This is a genomic window from Pseudomonas fluorescens, assembly GCF_902497785.1.
In the GTDB taxonomy this organism is placed as follows: domain Bacteria; phylum Pseudomonadota; class Gammaproteobacteria; order Pseudomonadales; family Pseudomonadaceae; genus Aquipseudomonas; species Aquipseudomonas fluorescens_BO.
In genome coordinates this window covers 28,487-44,830 of sequence record NZ_CABVHK010000008.1, presented here as the reverse complement: position 1 = coordinate 44,830, position 16,344 = coordinate 28,487, and the positions used below count along the sequence as shown (strand labels likewise).

Below are 16,344 nucleotides of genomic sequence, written 5' to 3'. Positions count from 1 at the left end.
AAGTCTGTGAAACAGAACTCCCTGAACGGATGGTTCAAGAGCGGCGCCCCGGGCGTCTGGATCAGCGGTGGCGCGGTGTCCATCGCGGTCATCATGACCATTGGCCTGCTGGCAGTGATTGCCGTGCGCGGTCTGGGTCACTTCTGGCCGGCGGACTTGATCCACGCCAGCTACGACGTGCCGGGCCAGGCTAATCACCTGGTCATCGGCGAAATCGTGCAGAAAGAAGAAGTACCGCGCGAACGCCTGAAAAGCGCTGGCCTGCCGGTGCCCGACGTGGGCCCGGAGTTCATGACCCGCGAGCTGATCAAGGTCGGCAACCGTGACCTGAACGGCAATGACTTCACCTGGATCGTCGGCGAGTGGCTGACTAACCAGAAGACGCCGCCTGAGTTGATGGCGATCGAGCGTCGCGAGTGGGGCAATTTCTACGGTTACCTGGTCAACGTCAAACAGGACGGTAAGGTCATCGCTGAAGGCGAGGCCGCGTGGCCTGAGTTGCAAGCTCGTGTCGATCGTGTCAACAAGCTCGCTGCACAGCTCAAGACCCTGGAAAAGGTCGACATCGGCGCGATCAACGCCGGTCTCGAACGCATCCGCCTGCACGGTCGCAAACTGGAGCTGGACGGCAAACTCGACGCCACCGCACAAGCGGACATGGAATCCGAGCGCGCCGAGCTCAACGCCCGTTATCAGGACATCGAAGCGCGTCTTGGCGATCTGCATGCCCAGTTCAACCGCGACAGCCTGACGGCCCGCGATGCCAACGGCAAAGAAGTGGTCATCGACATCGGCAAAGTGGTGCACGCTTACCAGCCGAACGCCATGGGCACGCTGACCAAGATCGGTTTCTACTTCAGCAAGGTCTGGGAATTCCTCAGCGACGACCCGCGTGAAGCGAACACCGAGGGCGGGATCTTCCCGGCCATCTTCGGCACCGTAATGATGACGTTGATCATGGCGATGATCGTGACCCCGTTCGGTGTGCTGGCAGCGGTTTACCTGCGTGAATACGCCAAGCAGAACGCGCTGACCCGGATCATCCGCATCGCCGTGAACAACCTGGCGGGTGTCCCGGCCATCGTCTACGGCGTGTTCGGTCTGGGCTTCTTCGTTTATGTGTTGGGCGGCTCGGTCGACCGGTTGTTCTTCCCTGAAGCGCTGCCGGCCCCGACCTTCGGTACGCCGGGCCTGCTCTGGGCCTCGCTGACGCTGGCGCTGCTGGCCGTGCCGGTGGTGATCGTGGCCACGGAAGAAGGCCTGGCGCGGATTCCTCGCACCGTGCGTGAAGGCTCGTTGGCCCTCGGCGCGACCAAGGCTGAAACCTTGTGGAAGATTGTGCTACCGATGGCCAGCCCGGCGATGATGACCGGCATGATCCTCGCCGTGGCGCGCGCCGCCGGTGAAGTGGCGCCGCTGATGCTGGTGGGTGTGGTGAAACTGGCACCGTCGCTGCCTCTGGACGGCAACTACCCGTACCTTCACCTCGACCAGAAGATCATGCACCTGGGCTTCCATATTTATGACGTCGGCTTCCAGAGCCCGAACGTCGAAGCGGCTCGCCCGCTGGTGTACGCCACGGCGTTGCTGCTGGTGATGGTCATCGCGACACTGAACCTGTCGGCGGTCTATATCCGCAACCACCTGCGCGAAAAATACAAAGCGCTGGATAGTTAATCAACACCTGACTGTAGGAGCGAGCTTGCTCGCGAAAAGGGTACATCCGACACCTCTTCTGTGTCTGACAGACCATCGCGAGCAAGCTCGCTCCTACAGAAAGAATTGCGAAACCGCAGGCATAGCCTGCGGGCCGAACCGAATTTGTTAGCACAGGGGATTTCCCATGCAGCACGAAACACATACCCACGGCATCAACATGTCCGCTCTGGGCCGCGACAAACAGAGCCTGAGCCTGGCGCAGGAAACCGTGGCCATCGAAGTGCCGGGCCTGAGCCTGTTCTACGGCGACAAACAAGCCCTGTTCGACGTCAGCATGAACATCCCGAAACAGCGCGTGACCGCCTTCATCGGCCCGTCCGGCTGCGGCAAGTCCACGCTGCTGCGTACCTTCAACCGCATGAACGACCTGGTCGACGGTTGCCGCGTAGAAGGCGAAATCAACCTCTACGGCAATAACATCTACCGCAAGGGCGAAGACGTGGCCGAGCTGCGTCGCCGGGTCGGCATGGTGTTCCAGAAGCCCAACCCGTTCCCGAAAACCATCTACGAAAATGTGGTGTACGGCCTGCGCATCCAGGGCATCAACAAGAAGCGCATCCTTGATGAAGCCGTCGAGTGGGCACTCAAAGGCGCGGCGCTGTGGGACGAAGTCAAAGACCGTCTGCACGAGTCGGCGCTCGGCCTGTCCGGTGGTCAGCAACAACGTCTGGTGATCGCGCGCACCATCGCCGTGGAGCCCGAAGTGCTGCTGCTCGACGAACCGTGCTCGGCACTCGACCCGATCTCGACACTGAAAGTCGAAGAGCTGATCTACGAACTGAAATCGAAGTTCACCATCGTCATCGTTACCCACAACATGCAACAGGCCGCGCGGGTTTCCGACTACACGGCGTTCATGTACATGGGCAAACTGGTGGAATTCGGCGACACCGACACCCTGTTCACCAATCCGGCGAAGAAGCAGACCGAAGACTACATCACTGGTCGTTACGGCTAGGACAGCTGTGGTTGCTCACTGAACTGACGCTGCGGCCCACCGCACCTTACCGGACGCTCCAAGGACGCCAACATGATTAGTAAAGAAGGCCTTACCCATCACATTTCCGCGCAGTTCAACGCCGAGCTCGAGGAAGTGCGCAGCCACCTCCTGGCCATGGGCGGGCTCGTGGAAAAGCAGGTCAACGACGCGGTGACCGCGCTGATCGAGGCTGACTCCGGCCTGGCCCAGCAGGTCCGCGAAATCGATGACCAGATCAATCAGATGGAACGCAACATCGACGAAGAATGCCTGCGCATTCTGGCCCGTCGTCAGCCGGCGGCGTCCGACTTGCGTCTGATCATCAGCATTTCCAAGTCGGTGATCGATCTGGAGCGCATCGGTGACGAAGCGACCAAGATTGCCCGCCGCGCCATCCAGCTGTGCGAAGAAGGCGAGGCGCCGCGCGGGTACGTCGAGGTGCGTCACATCGGCGACCAGGTGCGCAATATGGTGCGCGATGCGCTGGACGCGTTTGCCCGTTTCGACGCCGACCTGGCGTTGTCAGTGGCGCAGTACGACAAGATCATCGACCGCGAATACAAGACCGCGCTGCGTGAACTGGCGACCTACATGATGGAAGACCCGCGCTCTATCTCGCGGGTTCTGAGCATTATTTGGGTGCTGCGTTCGCTGGAGCGTATCGGCGACCACGCGCGCAATATCGCCGAGCTGGTGATTTACCTGGTGCGCGGTACCGATGTGCGTCACTTGGGCCTCAAGCGCATGAAGGAAGAAGTTGAAGGCACAAGTGGCGAAACCGCTAATGTTCCGGGCAAAGTTGACGATAAGTAGTATTGCCCAAGTAAAGCGCCCGGCCTTTTGGCCGGGCGTTTTTGTTTGCGGGTTTACCAATTCGACAGCAGCACCCGCGAACGAAAAGTCCCGGCGTGACTGAAGGTTTTTGGCAATGTGCCATCAGTAAGACGGTATGCTTGCCGGGATTTTTTAAAGGGGTGATGGATGAGTAAGGTCAGTGTGTTGGTCGTGGACGATGCGTCGTTCATTCGTGACCTGGTGAAGAAGTGCCTGCGCAACTACTTCCCGGGGATCCGCATCGAAGACGCGGTCAACGGCAAGAAGGCTCAGGCCATTCTCGCGCGTGAAGCGTTCGACCTGGTTCTGTGCGACTGGGAAATGCCGGAAATGTCCGGCCTGGAACTGCTGACCTGGTGCCGCGAGCAGGACAACCTCAAGACCATGCCCTTCGTCATGGTGACCAGCCGTGGCGACAAAGAGAACGTTGTCCAGGCGATCCAGGCCGGCGTATCCGGCTATGTCAGCAAGCCGTTCACCAACGAACAACTGCTGACCAAGGTCAAGCAGGCGCTGAACAAGGTCGGCAAGCTCGACACCTTGATGAACAGCGCACCGACCAAAATGAACTCGGCGTTCGGCAACGACTCCTTGAGCGCACTGACCGGCGGCAAGGCCGAAGTGGTCGCCGCGGCACCTGCCCAAGTTGCGGCGCCGTCGCGAGGTCTGCTCAACAGCCCGCCGGTCAAGGCTGCGGTGGCTGCCAACCCAGGCTCCGGCGGTCGCGGGCAAGGCCAACTGCGCCTGCCGAACGGCATTCAGCCCTGCGTGATCAAGGCGCTGAGCCTCAAGGAAGCGCTGCTGGTGGTGAAGCGCACCGAAGCCCTCCCGCAAGTACTCGACAGCGCCGTGCTCGACATGGAGCAGGGCGACAACGCTGAAGTTGCGCGTCTCAACGGCTACCTGCACGCCATCGTCGCTCTCGAACAAAAGCCCGACAGCGAATGGCTGCAACTGACCTTCCGCTTTGTCGATCAGGACGCGCAGAAGCTCGACTACATCTCGCGCTTGATCGCCCGGGGTACAGCGCAGAAGCACTTCATTCCCGGCGCGTGATCTTCATCGCCTGAAAGACCGCCTTCGCGAGCAGGCTCGCTCCCACATTGGAATCTCTTTCCCTGTGGGAGCGAGCCTGCTCGCGAAGGGGCCATCAGATTCACCACACATCCGCTTGACTGCCCAATTTGAAACATCTGCCGACTACCCGGGTCCATTGCAGCTGCTAGGCTCCTATCCAAGACTCACTCGACAGAATCCTGACCATGCTCGCGCGCCTGTTGTTTTACTGCGGTCTTCTCCTGGCCTCCACCCCGGCGTGGGCCATGACGATCTACAAGTCCACCGACGCCAGTGGCGTGGTCTCTTATAGCGACCGCCCCACGAAAGGCTCCCAGGTGTTCACTTTTCGCGATCGCATGGTCGAGCACCTTGAGCGTCAGGTGTACCTCGTCATTACCAAGAAGAAGGGCGTGGACAGCGTTTACGTGCGCAATGATCTGTATGCGCCGGTGGAGATCGAGTTGAGTTTTGCCGGGCTGGAGAACGTCAGCGGTGCGCCGAGCCGACCGATCCGGCGGGTCATGCCGGCGCGCAGCAGCATCCGTCTGGCGCTGCTCACGACGAGGCAGGCCGAAAGGCCGCTCGCCTACGTGCCCAAGTTCGAATATTTCCTGGGCGATCCCTCAGGGGCCGCGATGGCTTATCGATACCCGTTCCCCTGGCGGGGTGGACCGTTTCGGCTGAGTCAGGGGGCCAATGGTCAGTACAGCCACTTTGGTCCGAGGAACCGCTACGCGATGGACATCGCGATGCCCGAAGGCACGCCGATCATCGCGGCGCGCGGCGGGGTGGTAGTGAAAACCGAAAATGCCCAGACCGGGCGCGGCACCGACCCGTCGGGCAATTTCGTGCGGGTGCTGCACGACGATGGGACGATGGGCGTTTATCTGCACCTCAAGCAAGGTTCGGTGAGCGTTCGCGAGGGGCAGCGGGTGTCGTTGGGCAGCCCGTTGGCACTGTCGGGCAATACCGGCAACAGCAGCGGGCCGCACCTGCATTTCGTAGTGCAGCGCAATACGGGGATGGGGCTGGTGTCGATTCCGTATCAGTTCAATCAGCCGGTGGGCGCGTTGCCCAACTTTGCGTTGGGCAAACAATAAAGATCGCAGCCTTCGGCAGCTCCTACAGGGGCATCGCAATCCCATGTAGGAGCTGCCGAAGGCTGCGATCTTTCAGGGGCCATGCAGTTCCCCGCATTGCACTCAATCCAGCATCAACACCTTGGCCAATATAATCTTCGGCCCTTTCATCTTCTTGATGATGATGCGCAAGCCTTCGACTTCCAGCACTTCTTCCTCTTCCGGCACCCGTTTCAGGGTTTCGTACACCAGCCCGGCGAGGGTTTCGGCTTCGATGTGGTCCAGGTCGATGCCCAGCAAACGCTCGACCTTAAACAGCGGCGTGTCACCCCGTACCAGCAACTTGCCCGGCTGATACGCCAGAATCCCGCGCTCGGCCTTGCGGTGTTCGTCCTGGATATCGCCGACCAGCACTTCGAGCACGTCTTCCATGGTCAGGTAGCCGATGATGTTGCCGTCGGCTTCTTCCACCACGGCGAAGTGCGAACCGCCTTTGCGAAACTGTTCCAGCAACTGCGACAGCGGCATGTGCCGCGACACGCGTTCCAGCGGCCGGGTCAGTTCGGCGAGGTTGAACGACTCGGGAATGTGGTCCAGGGCCGCCAGTTCCAGCAGCAGATCCTTGATGTGCAGCAGGCCGACGAACTCCTGGCTTTCGCTGTCGTACACCGGATAACGGCTGAACTTGTGGCGACGGAACATCGCCAGGATTTCTTTGAGCGGCGCATTGAACTCCAGCGTCACCAGGTCTTCGCGGGAGTTGGCCCAGTCGACCACTTCCAGCTCGCCCATTTCCACCGCCGAGGCCAACACGCGCATGCCCTGGTCGCTGGGGTCCTGGCCACGGCTGGAGTGCAGGATCAGTTTCAATTCTTCACGGCTGTAATGGTGTTCGTGATGCGGGCCGGGTTCGCCTTGGCCGGCGATCCGCAGGATCGCGTTGGCGCTGGCGTTGAGCAGGTAGATCGCCGGGTACATCGCCCAATAGAACAGGTACAGCGGCACCGCAGTCCACAGCGACAGCAACTCGGGTTTGCGGATGGCCCAGGATTTCGGGGCCAGCTCGCCGACGACGATGTGCAGGTACGAGATGACGAAGAACGCGGCGAAGAACGACACGCCCTTGACCACTTCGGCCGACTCTACGCCGACAGCTTCCAGCAGCGGTTCGAGGATGTGCGCGAACGCCGGTTCGCCGACCCAGCCAAGGCCCAGGGAGGCGAGGGTGATACCCAATTGACACGCCGACAGGTAGGCATCGAGCTGACTGTGAACGGTGCGCAGGATATGTCCGCGCCAGCCGTTTTTCTCAGCGATGGCCTCGACCCGGGTCGAGCGCAGTTTGACCATGGCAAATTCCGCCGCAACGAAAAAGCCGTTGAGCAAAACCAGGATCAGAGCAAAAAGAATCATGCCGAAATCGGCGAAGAGTGTCGCGAGGGTCAAGCCAGGGGAAGGGTCCATGATGGAGTTTTGCGGGTTCCGTGTATTCGAAAAGGGGGTGAATGCGGTGCCTGAAGGGCAGGCACAAGTCAGCCAATGTAGCGGCTGACTGTGCGATTGACTAGGGGGGAACGCTGGCCGGTATCAGTCGGCGGTGCTGATTACCCGGGATTTGCTGACCTGAGCCGGCGCAAAATGGCAGGTAAACGTACTGCCGTGGCCCGGCACGCTGCTGATTTCCATCCGTGCGCGGTGGCGCAGCAAAACGTGTTTGACGATTGCCAGACCGAGGCCAGTGCCGCCGGTGTTGGAGTTACGGCTGGAGTCGACGCGATAGAAACGCTCGGTCAACCGCGGCAAGTGCTTGCTGTCGATGCCGATCCCGGAATCCTGCACGCTCAGGTGCGCGCCTTGCTCGTCGCCCCACCAGCGGATACGGATATTCCCTTCGGCCGGGGTGTATTTCACCGCGTTGAACACCAGATTGGAGAACGCGCTGCGCAATTCGGCTTCGCTGCCCTTGAGCAGAATCGTCGGGTCGGCCTCCAGCGTGATGCCCTGGTTTTTCTGCCCGGACAGCTGCTGCGCGTCGCTCTTGATCGATTGCAGCAGGCCGTCGATGGCCACCGGCTGATTGTCCGACGGGTAATCAGTGGCTTCCAGTTTCGCCAGCAACAGCAGATCGTTGAGCAACGTCTGCATGCGCCCGCCTTGCTGCTGCATTTGCTGCAAGGCACGGGTCCAGCGCGGGTTTACTTCTTCAACGTTGTCGAGCAGGGTTTCCAGGTAGCCGCAGATCACCGTCAGCGGCGTGCGCAGTTCGTGGGAAACGTTGGCGATGAAGTCTTTGCGCATCTGTTCCAGTTGATGGATGCGCGTCACGTCGCGCACCAGCATCAAATGTTCGTTGTTGCCGTAGCGGGTGATGTACAGCTGAATGCGCAGGCGATCGTTGATCGGCGAGGGAATTTCCAGCGGCTCGGCGTAGCTGTCTTGCTCGAAGTATTCCTTGAAGCGCGGATGGCGTACGAGGTTGGTCACCGGTTGACCGCTGTCTTGCGGCGTTTTCAGGCCGAGGAGGGTTTCCGCCGCGCGGTTCCACCATTCGAGGTTGCCGTCGGTGTCGAGCATGATCACCGCGTCTTTGAGCGCGGCGGTGGATTCCTGAACCCGATCGATCACCGCTTGCAGACGCCCGCGCACGCGCTGGTCGCGGCGTTGCAGGTGATAAATGCTGTCGAACACCTCGCCCCACAGGCCATAGCCATCGGGCGGTGCTTCATCAGGTTTGTGCAGGCGCAGCCACTCGTGCAGGCGCAATAATTGCTTGAGCGTCCAGGCCAGGTACAAGCCCAGGCCCACTGCGAGGCTCCAGCCGTAATAGCCGGTGATCAGGCCGATCACCAGGCAGGCGGTGACCAGCAGCAGCATGTGGCGAATCAGGGTGCCATGCCAGTTTTGGTTCACTTAAACGCGCGTCCTTGTCAGCTTGTCGGGCGGGAAAGGTCCGGATCAGGCTTTGGTAGAAAAACGGTAGCCGGTGCCGCGCACGGTTTGTACCAGATTTTCATACGCATCGCCGAGGGCTTTGCGCAGGCGACGGATGTGCACGTCAACGGTGCGTTCCTCGACATACACATTGCCGCCCCAGACCTGATCCAGCAACTGGCCACGGGTGTAGGCGCGTTCCTGGTGGGTCATGAAGAATTGCAGCAAACGGTATTCGGTCGGGCCCATCTCGGCGGGTTTGCCGTCGATGGTCACGCGGTGGCTGATCGGGTCCAGCAGCAGGCCACCGACTTCGATCGGCGTCTCGCCATCGGTGGGCCCGGCACGGCGCAGCACCGCTTTCAGGCGCGCCACCAGCTCACGGGGGGAAAACGGTTTGGTGATGTAATCGTCGGCGCCGACTTCCAGGCCCTGGATCTTGTTGTCCTCTTCGCCCTTGGCGGTGAGCATGATGATCGGGATGTCCCCGGTCAGCTCATCGCGCTTGAGGCGCCGGGCCAGTTCGATGCCGGAGGTGCCGGGCAGCATCCAGTCGAGCAGGATCAGGTCCGGTTTGCGGTCGACAATGATCGCGTGGGCCTGCTGCGAGTTTTCGGCCTCCAGGCAGTCATAGCCGGCCATTTCCAACGCAACGGCGATCATTTCGCGAATGGGCGCTTCGTCGTCGACGATCAGAATGCTCCTGCCAACCATGCCTTTAATCCTCTTGTCATTTAACTGTCTTGCGCCGCATTAGATAACGGAATTATTGCAGTCGTGTGACAGTATTTTAGTCGCCCTGCGATTGGCGTGATCCTGAACTATTCTCTAAGTCCGAATCCTGACAACCACGAAAGGAAGGTTTCCATGAAGCACATCGCTCAATCCTGGAAGGCTCTACTGGTTACGGCCGTGCTAACGCTGCCGACAATGGCCTTCGCTGAAGACCCGGGCATGGTTAAAGACGGCATGATGGTCGACCACAAGGGCATGACGTTGTACACCTTCGACAACGACACCGGTGGCAAGTCGGCGTGCACCGGCAAGTGCGCAGAAAACTGGCCGCCGCTGAAAGCCACCGCGGCCGACAAGGATGAAGGCAAGTGGACCATTATCAAGCGTGACGATGGATCGATGCAGTGGGCGTTCGACGGCAAGCCGCTGTACTACTTCGTTCAAGACAAGAAGCCAGGAGACATGACCGGCGACAAGAAGATGGACAAGTGGCACATCCTCCAAGGTCCGAAGATGTAGCAACTGGCGATGTCTGTGGCGAGGGAGCTTGCTCCCGGTGGGCCGCGAAGCGGACCCAGAATTCTGCGAGTGCTGCGCACTCGAGCGGGAGCAAGCTCCCTCGCCACGGGTTGTCTGCGGTCAACGCAGGGCGTAATCCAGCACAATCCCCACGAAGATCGCCAAGCCCGCCCAGTGATTGTGCAAAAACGCCTTGAAGCAACGCATCCGGTCTTTGCCACGGGTGTACCAGAACTCCCAGGCAAAACAGCCCGCCGCCGCCAGCAACCCGAGGTGGAACCAACCGCCCAGCTCGAATTTCGACCCGGCCAGCAACAGACAACCCAACGCCAACCCTTGTAAGGTCAGGATGATCACCCGATCCGCCTCGCCAAACAGAATCGCCGTGGATTTCACTCCGATCTTCAGATCATCGTCGCGATCCGTCATCGCGTAATAAGTGTCGTAGCCGACCGTCCACAGTAAGTTGGCGATCCACAGCAGCCACGCCGCCGCCGGTAGTTCACCGGTCTCAGCCGTGAACGCCATCGGCATCCCCCAGGAAAACGCCGCGCCCAACACCACTTGCGGGTAATAGGTGTAGCGCTTCATGAACGGGTAAGTGAAGGCCAGCGCCAAGCCGCCGAACGACAGCCAGACCGTCGCCGCATTGGTGCACAACACCAGCAGGAAGCTCACGCCCATCAGCAGCGCGAAAAACACCAGGGCTTCTTTGGAGCTGATCCTGCCGCTCACCAAGGGCCGTTGCTCGGTGCGTTTGACGTGGCCGTCGACCTTGCGGTCCGCCCAGTCATTGATCACGCAACCGCCAGCGCGCGTCAGCACCACGCCGAGGACGAAAATCACCACGTTGGCCAGCGACGGCGAACCTTTGCCGGCAATCCATAGCGCCCACAGCGTCGGCCACAGCAGCAGATAAATGCCGATCGGCTTGTCCATGCGCGTCAGTTGAACGAAATCCCAGGCCCGTGGGTTCAAGCGGTTCAGGGACTTGAGCAGGCTCTGGTACATCAGCAGTTCTCCGGATGGGCGCGGGCGGCGCTCCACAAGGTCGGCAGGAAAATTTCGGCCACCAGCACGCTCAGGGCGCCACGGTCGAAGCGCGAGCGTCGACCCCACAAGTCAGCGGCCCGGCACTCAACCGGCAGCCATTGCTGAGGATAGTGACAAACCTCGAGGGCGCGGCGTTGAAACGCCCGGTCGCAAAACAGCAACTCGCCCAGCGAACGGCTGCCCAACTCGTCCATGTGCAAACCGTCGCCCTGTAAAGCACTGCGCGCCGCCACGCTGCGGGCAAACACCCAGGCTTCGCCGTGACCGCGCAGATACACCTCGCGCACCCAGCCTTCGCTGCCGTCGGCCAGGTCCAGGGCCGCACATTCGTCCGCCCGCAGCGCTTGCCAGCCTTCGAACAGCGGCGTGACGCTGAAGCCGTCGTTTGACAGGCGGGTCAGGCGTCGGGTCAGCGAGCCTTCATCGAACAACCAGTCGAGGGTAGGGGCGTCGGGGAGGGGAGTCAGTTGGCTTTGCGGGAGCCAGAGCGGGGCGTTTGTGTGTTGCACAATGAGTCATTATTGGCAGCAAATGAGGCGGCGAGCTTACCATGTCGGCCCGCGATTTTGATTGATCCGGCGCGCGATCGCGCTGAACAGGCTTGCATCTGCCGGGTCCGATCAGTACAAAACGCCCTGAGCCGCACGGCAACGCTGCAATCATCGACCGTGCGCGCCAGCAATGAGCCTGAATCCTGAGGAAGTACCTGAATGAAAAAGTGGCAATGTGTGGTCTGCGGCCTGATCTACAACGAGGCCGACGGCTGGCCGGATGACGGCATTGCGCCGGGCACGCTTTGGCAAGACGTGCCGGAAGACTGGCTGTGCCCGGACTGCGGCGTTGGCAAGATGGATTTCGAAATGATCGAAATCAACTAAGACTTGGAGGAGTAAGGCATGAACGCACCTGTCGTGATCGTCGGCACCGGCCTGGCGGGCTACAACCTGGCCCGGGAATTTCGCAAACTCGATGGCGAAACCCCGCTGCTGCTGATCACCGCCGATGACGGGCGTTCCTACTCCAAGCCGATGCTCTCCACCGGCTTCGGCAAAAACAAAGACGCCGACGGCCTGAGCATGGCCGAGCCGGGCGCCATGGCCGACACGCTGAAGGCCGAAGTGCGCACCCACACGCGCATCAGCGGCATCGACCCGGGCCACAAGCGTCTGTGGATCGGCGAGGAGTCGGTGATTTACCGCGACCTGATTCTCGCGTGGGGCGCCGAAACCGTGCGCGTGCCGATCGAAGGCGACGCGGCCGACGCGGTGTTCCCGATCAACGACCTCGAAGACTACGCCCGCTTCCGCGCATTTGCGGCCGGCAAGCGTCGGGTGTTGATGCTCGGTGTCGGCCTGATCGGCTGTGAATTCGCCAACGACCTGATCCTCGGCGGTTATGAGGTGCAACTGGTTGCACCGTGCGAGCAAGTGATGCCGACGCTGCTGCACCCGGCAGCGGCCGCTGCGGTCCAGGCAGGGCTGGAGAGTTTGGGGGCACGGTTCCATCTCGGGCCGGTGCTCAACCGTTTGCAGCGCGTTGAAGACGGATTGGAAGCCCACCTTTCCGATGGTCAGGTCATCCCGTGCGACGTAGTGGTGTCGGCCATCGGCCTGCGTCCGCGCATCGACCTCGCGGCCGCCGCCGGTGTGCAGGTCAATCGCGGCGTCGTCGTCGACCGTCACCTGAAAACCTCCCACGCCAATATCTATGCGCTGGGCGATTGCGCCGAAGTCGACGGGCTGAATCTGTTGTACGTCATGCCCCTCATGAGCTGCGCGCGAGCGCTGGCACAGACCCTCGCCGGAAACCCGACGGCGGTGAGCTACGGCGCGATGCCGATCACGGTTAAAACGCCGGTTTGCCCGTTGGTGGTTTCGCCGCCGCCACGGGGTTTGGAGGGCGTCTGGACGGTCGAAGGGCAGGGCGCTGACATCAAGGTTTTATGCCGCGATGCAGACGGCAAACTGCTCGGTTATGCCCTGACAGGCTCGGCCGTAATGGAAAAACTCGCGCTGAACAAAGAGCTTCCACCGCTGCTGGCGTAAATACTGGTCGTTCTGTCGGAATCACCCCGGTTTTGCTACCACAAACGTCGCGCCGAGACTGGCGCGGCTCTTCCGTGCGTGCCATCCTCACTCCCGTCTGCCGCAGAGTAGAGCACCTGCGGCGCTTTGGGCGCTGTTCCAACGAGAACAGCACGGACATAACAACAAAAAACCGTCAAAGGGGCTTCACTAATGCGTAAACCAGACCTCGCCGCCGCCATCGCGGAAAAAGCAGATCTCACCAAAGAGCAGGCCAACCGCGTCCTCAACGCCGTTCTCGAAGAAATCACCGGCGCCCTGCACCGCAAGGACAGCGTGACACTGGTCGGCTTCGGCACCTTCCTGCAACGCCACCGCGGCGCCCGTACCGGCAAAAACCCGCAAACCGGTGAGCCTGTGAAAATCAAGGCCAGCAACACCGTCGCGTTCAAGCCGGGTAAATCGTTGAAAGACAGCGTCAATCCGTAATCAGTATTCCCATCCCGCGTAGACGGGAGCGGAATAAAAAATGGGCACGCCAACCGGGTTGGGTGCCCATTTTTTGTGGGTGATGGTTTAACCGGCGCAGGCTTCCTGCCTGGCGAATATCGCCGCCATCTCCGGGTGATCAACGTAAACGGTAACGCTGGATTCCTGATTAAACCCCCACCCCTGTAGGAGCGAGCTTGCTCGCGATGAACCTGAGAACACCGCGGGGAATCAGACTTCCAGCGTCATCGTTAACCACCATCGCGAGCAGGCTCGCTCCCACAAAAGACCGCGTGTTTGGTGTTCATCCATAGGTCGCTAAAACCAAGTGGGCAAACTCTTTCTTGCTTGGCTGACGATCTGCGTGTTGCTCCAAGTACGTGCGCCATGCAGATTCAAGCATGGGTCCATCGAGATCGCCGTTGGTAGCGATATAAGCGGCGGCATCGTCTTTCATCGCCTGAATGAAGAGTTTGGAGAAGCCATTCTTTATGTCGTTCGTTGTCGCAGTAAACGGATAGACCGTTGTCATGTACGACAGGGATCCCGTGAACGATAGGTGATTATCGTAAGTGACACTTTCAGCCCGAACAGAGTCGCTACCTACGAGTGTGGCCATCGCCCCCCATAAGCTCCCGAGGGCCACAGCCCATTTTTTTTTGCGTCGAGTAGTCATGATCTGGTTGAACTCCCTGTCTGTGGTCGCCCTAAGCGTGAGCGCGCTGCCATCAACGATGTGCCGCACCGTCAGGATTGGGTTGTGCAAGTGCACAGTACCGAGGCAGAGAGGCACTTCAAGACCAAGCAGACCAAATCGGACGCGTCCTACACGTGTTCCGGAGACAGGGCAGATAACTGTGTTGGTTTTTGTGCTCTCAACTGTTTGCTAATTACCCTGACGAGAAAAACCCCGATGGGGAGGAACACTCCATCAGGGTTATTTACTGCCCGTTAGTTATCCGACCTGGCATTCTTGCTTGGCGAAAATCGCCGCCATCTCCGGCTCATCCAGATGATCCAACGCTCGCTCCACCAACAAATGAACCCCGTCGGCCATGCGGCTGAGCGCAAGGGCTTTGGAGCGGCGTGAGCCGTCCACACCGTCGGCTAGGTCGGCGGCGATGGCGCTGATGGATAGCAGGTCTTCCGAGGCGTTGGCGAGGAGGGTTTCGGTGTTGATGTTCGCGGAGACGGTGAAGAGTTGGCCGTTGCGTTTTGGAGGTTGCGGTGCGTTTGACGGCGAAGGCTGGTCGAGGGAATGTTCGGCTGCGGCTACTCCGTCGGTGTCTGGCGGGTTGGGCGTGACCTTGGGCATGATCTTCAATTCCTTGAGTGATGCTGCCCACACTTCGCCGACTAAACGAAGGGTGGCAGCTGTACGCAGGTTAGTCGGACCGGGGAATTGAAGAAGCCGGCGCACCCGAAGGTGCCCTACGCACAGCCACCATCGAATGCAGGTTGGAATACCTGTCTGACAGACGCCTGTGCAACTTCAATTACCAGCGAGCGACTAAACCCGATCACTGATGGGCAGTGACAGGAATCAAGTTACCGACCAGCCCCAAGGCGCACAAGCCGGCGGATTCTGGCGTAGCTGTAGGCAACGACGCAAGGTGTTGTAGCTCTCAGGAAGTAACCTACAAGGCTTTTAAACAGGCTCGGCAAGCGGTGTTTAAGTGGCAGCCAAACTACCACTGTTGTTGACTCGGGCAAGCGCTACACAATCGAATCAATATCCAAATTAAATGGCGCACCCACCGCATGCCCACCCGTCATTGCGGCAATTTCCGCGTCATGGTCTACGGCCGCTGGCGGGATCATTGCCAGTTGTTCCGGGACCGTGTTTTCCGAGTGAGCGTTCCAGCGATCCAGGCTCTCCTGCACCCATTCTGGTTGTTCGGCATAGCTGCCATACACATCAGCCTCGCTGACGGTCTGACTGTGCAGCGCCACTAAGCGATCCCGGGTTTCTTTTAGCTTTTTGAGTTCATTCTTAAGAGATGTCGTTTGAAGGATCCTTTCCTGGTGTCTTTCATTAGCGCTGGGGATCCGGTTGATACTCCGATTGATGTCGTTCAGTTGCTTTTCGATGTTTGCCAAGGCATCGCTCATCCAACTGAATTCCCGCCACGTCACTAATGACCGCTTGTGCTCCTGTGCTTGCTGCCAGCGCCGCAGGCTGGCCCAACAGCCGGGAATGTAGCTGCTGACCATAAAGTGATCGTTGGCTTCAAACAGCTGGCGCAGCCATGAGCCCCGATTGGGCAAACCATTCACCTGCTTTAGCGCCTTGGCGCAACCATGATCATTGATCGTGCTGCAACCCGGTTCCCAAAGAATAGAAGACTGCTCCCCTTCGCCAAATTCTACCGGCATGAAGTGACGCAATTTTCCGTGATGCCCATACGCGTCACCCCCGAAGTTACTGATCCCGACGATCAGGAGCGCTAAACCCGCAGCCGGATGAAGGGCAATGACCGTTCCGTGGCCGAGATACATCGACTTGGGATGGGACGGCGTGTTCATCCAGGTGGTGGGTATGCCCGGCACGGGATCATTATGGTTGACGATACGGTGATGAATCAGCGGCTTGGCGCTTTCGATGAATGTTGTGTCGCTGGAGCGTGGGGCTCCGTAGGTGTAGAGCACTATCTGCGGCGCATATCGACTGTTACGCCGCAACATTTCAGCCAGTATCAGCGCCACCGCCCCGCCCAAGCTGTGCCCGGTAATCACCAGTTTTTGCCCGATGTAGAATTTTTCCAAGTAGGCGGTAACGAACGAATAAGCCACCGTGGCGGCTTTGTAGAACCCACGGTGCACCTTACCGTCCCCTTCTTCAAAGGGCACCTGATAGGCATCCCCATCCAGCGCGGCGTCGGCTAACAGTTCGCTGGTTCCCCGTACGCAAACCAATATCACC

Annotated in this window: 17 protein-coding genes; 9 read left to right on the top strand and 8 right to left on the bottom strand. The window is 59.9% G+C overall.

Annotated elements, in window-relative coordinates:
* The first annotated feature begins 6 nt into the window (after positions 1 to 6).
* From pstA to F8N62_RS13515, 5 genes are all read left to right on the top strand, one after another.
* Entirely contained in the window at positions 7 to 1,677 is a 1,671-nt protein-coding gene (gene pstA, locus F8N62_RS13535) for a phosphate ABC transporter permease PstA (RefSeq protein ID WP_150711388.1), read from the top strand.
* Positions 1,678 to 1,843: 166 nt separating this feature from the next.
* Positions 1,844 to 2,677 carry a phosphate ABC transporter ATP-binding protein PstB gene (gene pstB / locus F8N62_RS13530; RefSeq protein ID WP_150711387.1) on the top strand — a complete coding sequence of 278 codons (834 nt, stop codon included), beginning with the start codon at positions 1,844 to 1,846 and terminating at the stop codon, positions 2,675 to 2,677.
* Between the two features lie 72 nt (positions 2,678 to 2,749).
* Positions 2,750 to 3,511: a phosphate signaling complex protein PhoU gene (gene phoU, locus F8N62_RS13525; protein WP_150711386.1), complete on the top strand. Its 762-nt coding sequence runs from the start codon at positions 2,750 to 2,752 to the stop codon at positions 3,509 to 3,511.
* A gap of 168 nt (positions 3,512 to 3,679) precedes the next feature.
* A complete protein-coding gene (locus F8N62_RS13520) occupies positions 3,680 to 4,588 on the top strand; it encodes a response regulator (RefSeq protein ID WP_150711385.1) in 909 nt (302 codons plus the stop codon).
* A 206-nt stretch (positions 4,589 to 4,794) separates the two neighbouring features.
* Positions 4,795 to 5,691: a peptidoglycan DD-metalloendopeptidase family protein gene (locus tag F8N62_RS13515; RefSeq protein WP_150711384.1), complete on the top strand. Its 897-nt coding sequence runs from the start codon at positions 4,795 to 4,797 to the stop codon at positions 5,689 to 5,691.
* 102 nt (positions 5,692 to 5,793) lie between these two features.
* Here F8N62_RS13515 and F8N62_RS13510 read toward each other — a convergent pair whose 3' ends face one another.
* From F8N62_RS13510 to phoB, 3 genes are all read right to left on the bottom strand, one after another.
* Positions 5,794 to 7,134: a hemolysin family protein gene (locus F8N62_RS13510; protein ID WP_150711383.1), complete on the bottom strand. Its 1,341-nt coding sequence runs from the start codon at positions 7,132 to 7,134 to the stop codon at positions 5,794 to 5,796.
* 123 nt (positions 7,135 to 7,257) lie between these two features.
* Complete coding sequence (phoR, locus tag F8N62_RS13505; protein ID WP_263597214.1) at positions 7,258 to 8,544, bottom strand: phosphate regulon sensor histidine kinase PhoR; 1,287 nt, start codon at positions 8,542 to 8,544, stop codon at positions 7,258 to 7,260.
* Between the two features lie 81 nt (positions 8,545 to 8,625).
* Complete coding sequence (gene phoB / locus F8N62_RS13500; RefSeq protein WP_008150066.1) at positions 8,626 to 9,315, bottom strand: phosphate regulon transcriptional regulator PhoB; 690 nt, start codon at positions 9,313 to 9,315, stop codon at positions 8,626 to 8,628.
* 153 nt (positions 9,316 to 9,468) lie between these two features.
* Between phoB and F8N62_RS13495 the strand changes: the two genes are divergently transcribed.
* The gene (locus tag F8N62_RS13495) at positions 9,469 to 9,855 is read left to right on the top strand and encodes a hypothetical protein (protein WP_150711381.1); all 387 of its coding nucleotides are present in this window, start codon (positions 9,469 to 9,471) and stop codon (positions 9,853 to 9,855) included.
* A 120-nt stretch (positions 9,856 to 9,975) separates the two neighbouring features.
* Here the strand turns inward: F8N62_RS13495 and ubiA are convergent, their stop codons facing one another.
* Positions 9,976 to 10,866 carry a 4-hydroxybenzoate octaprenyltransferase gene (gene ubiA, locus F8N62_RS13490; RefSeq protein WP_150711380.1) on the bottom strand — a complete coding sequence of 297 codons (891 nt, stop codon included), beginning with the start codon at positions 10,864 to 10,866 and terminating at the stop codon, positions 9,976 to 9,978.
* Positions 10,866 to 11,417 carry a chorismate--pyruvate lyase family protein gene (locus F8N62_RS13485; protein ID WP_150711379.1) on the bottom strand — a complete coding sequence of 184 codons (552 nt, stop codon included), beginning with the start codon at positions 11,415 to 11,417 and terminating at the stop codon, positions 10,866 to 10,868. Before F8N62_RS13485 ends, ubiA begins: the two co-directional genes overlap by 1 nt.
* A gap of 201 nt (positions 11,418 to 11,618) precedes the next feature.
* On the opposite strand from F8N62_RS13485, the gene F8N62_RS13480 reads away from it, so the two are divergent.
* The 3 genes from F8N62_RS13480 (at position 11,619) to F8N62_RS13470 (ending at position 13,421) form a co-directional block, all read left to right on the top strand.
* Positions 11,619 to 11,786: a rubredoxin gene (locus F8N62_RS13480; protein ID WP_007954349.1), complete on the top strand. Its 168-nt coding sequence runs from the start codon at positions 11,619 to 11,621 to the stop codon at positions 11,784 to 11,786.
* An 18-nt stretch (positions 11,787 to 11,804) separates the two neighbouring features.
* Entirely contained in the window at positions 11,805 to 12,953 is a 1,149-nt protein-coding gene (locus F8N62_RS13475; protein ID WP_150711378.1) for an NAD(P)/FAD-dependent oxidoreductase, read from the top strand.
* A gap of 192 nt (positions 12,954 to 13,145) precedes the next feature.
* On the top strand, positions 13,146 to 13,421 hold the full coding sequence (locus F8N62_RS13470; protein WP_003195589.1) for an HU family DNA-binding protein: 276 nt from the start codon (positions 13,146 to 13,148) through the stop codon (positions 13,419 to 13,421).
* A gap of 304 nt (positions 13,422 to 13,725) precedes the next feature.
* On the opposite strand, the gene F8N62_RS13465 is transcribed toward F8N62_RS13470, so the two are convergent.
* The 3 genes from F8N62_RS13465 to F8N62_RS13455 all read right to left on the bottom strand — a co-directional run bounded on the left by F8N62_RS13465 (position 13,726) and on the right by F8N62_RS13455 (position 16,337).
* Positions 13,726 to 14,097, bottom strand: a complete 372-nt coding sequence (locus F8N62_RS13465) for a DUF2388 domain-containing protein (RefSeq protein ID WP_150711377.1) — start codon at positions 14,095 to 14,097, stop codon at positions 13,726 to 13,728.
* A gap of 279 nt (positions 14,098 to 14,376) precedes the next feature.
* Complete coding sequence (locus F8N62_RS13460; protein ID WP_150711376.1) at positions 14,377 to 14,736, bottom strand: DUF6124 family protein; 360 nt, start codon at positions 14,734 to 14,736, stop codon at positions 14,377 to 14,379.
* A gap of 401 nt (positions 14,737 to 15,137) precedes the next feature.
* Positions 15,138 to 16,337, bottom strand: a complete 1,200-nt coding sequence (locus F8N62_RS13455; RefSeq protein ID WP_224791368.1) for a lipase family protein — start codon at positions 16,335 to 16,337, stop codon at positions 15,138 to 15,140.
* Positions 16,338 to 16,344 lie beyond the last annotated feature (7 nt).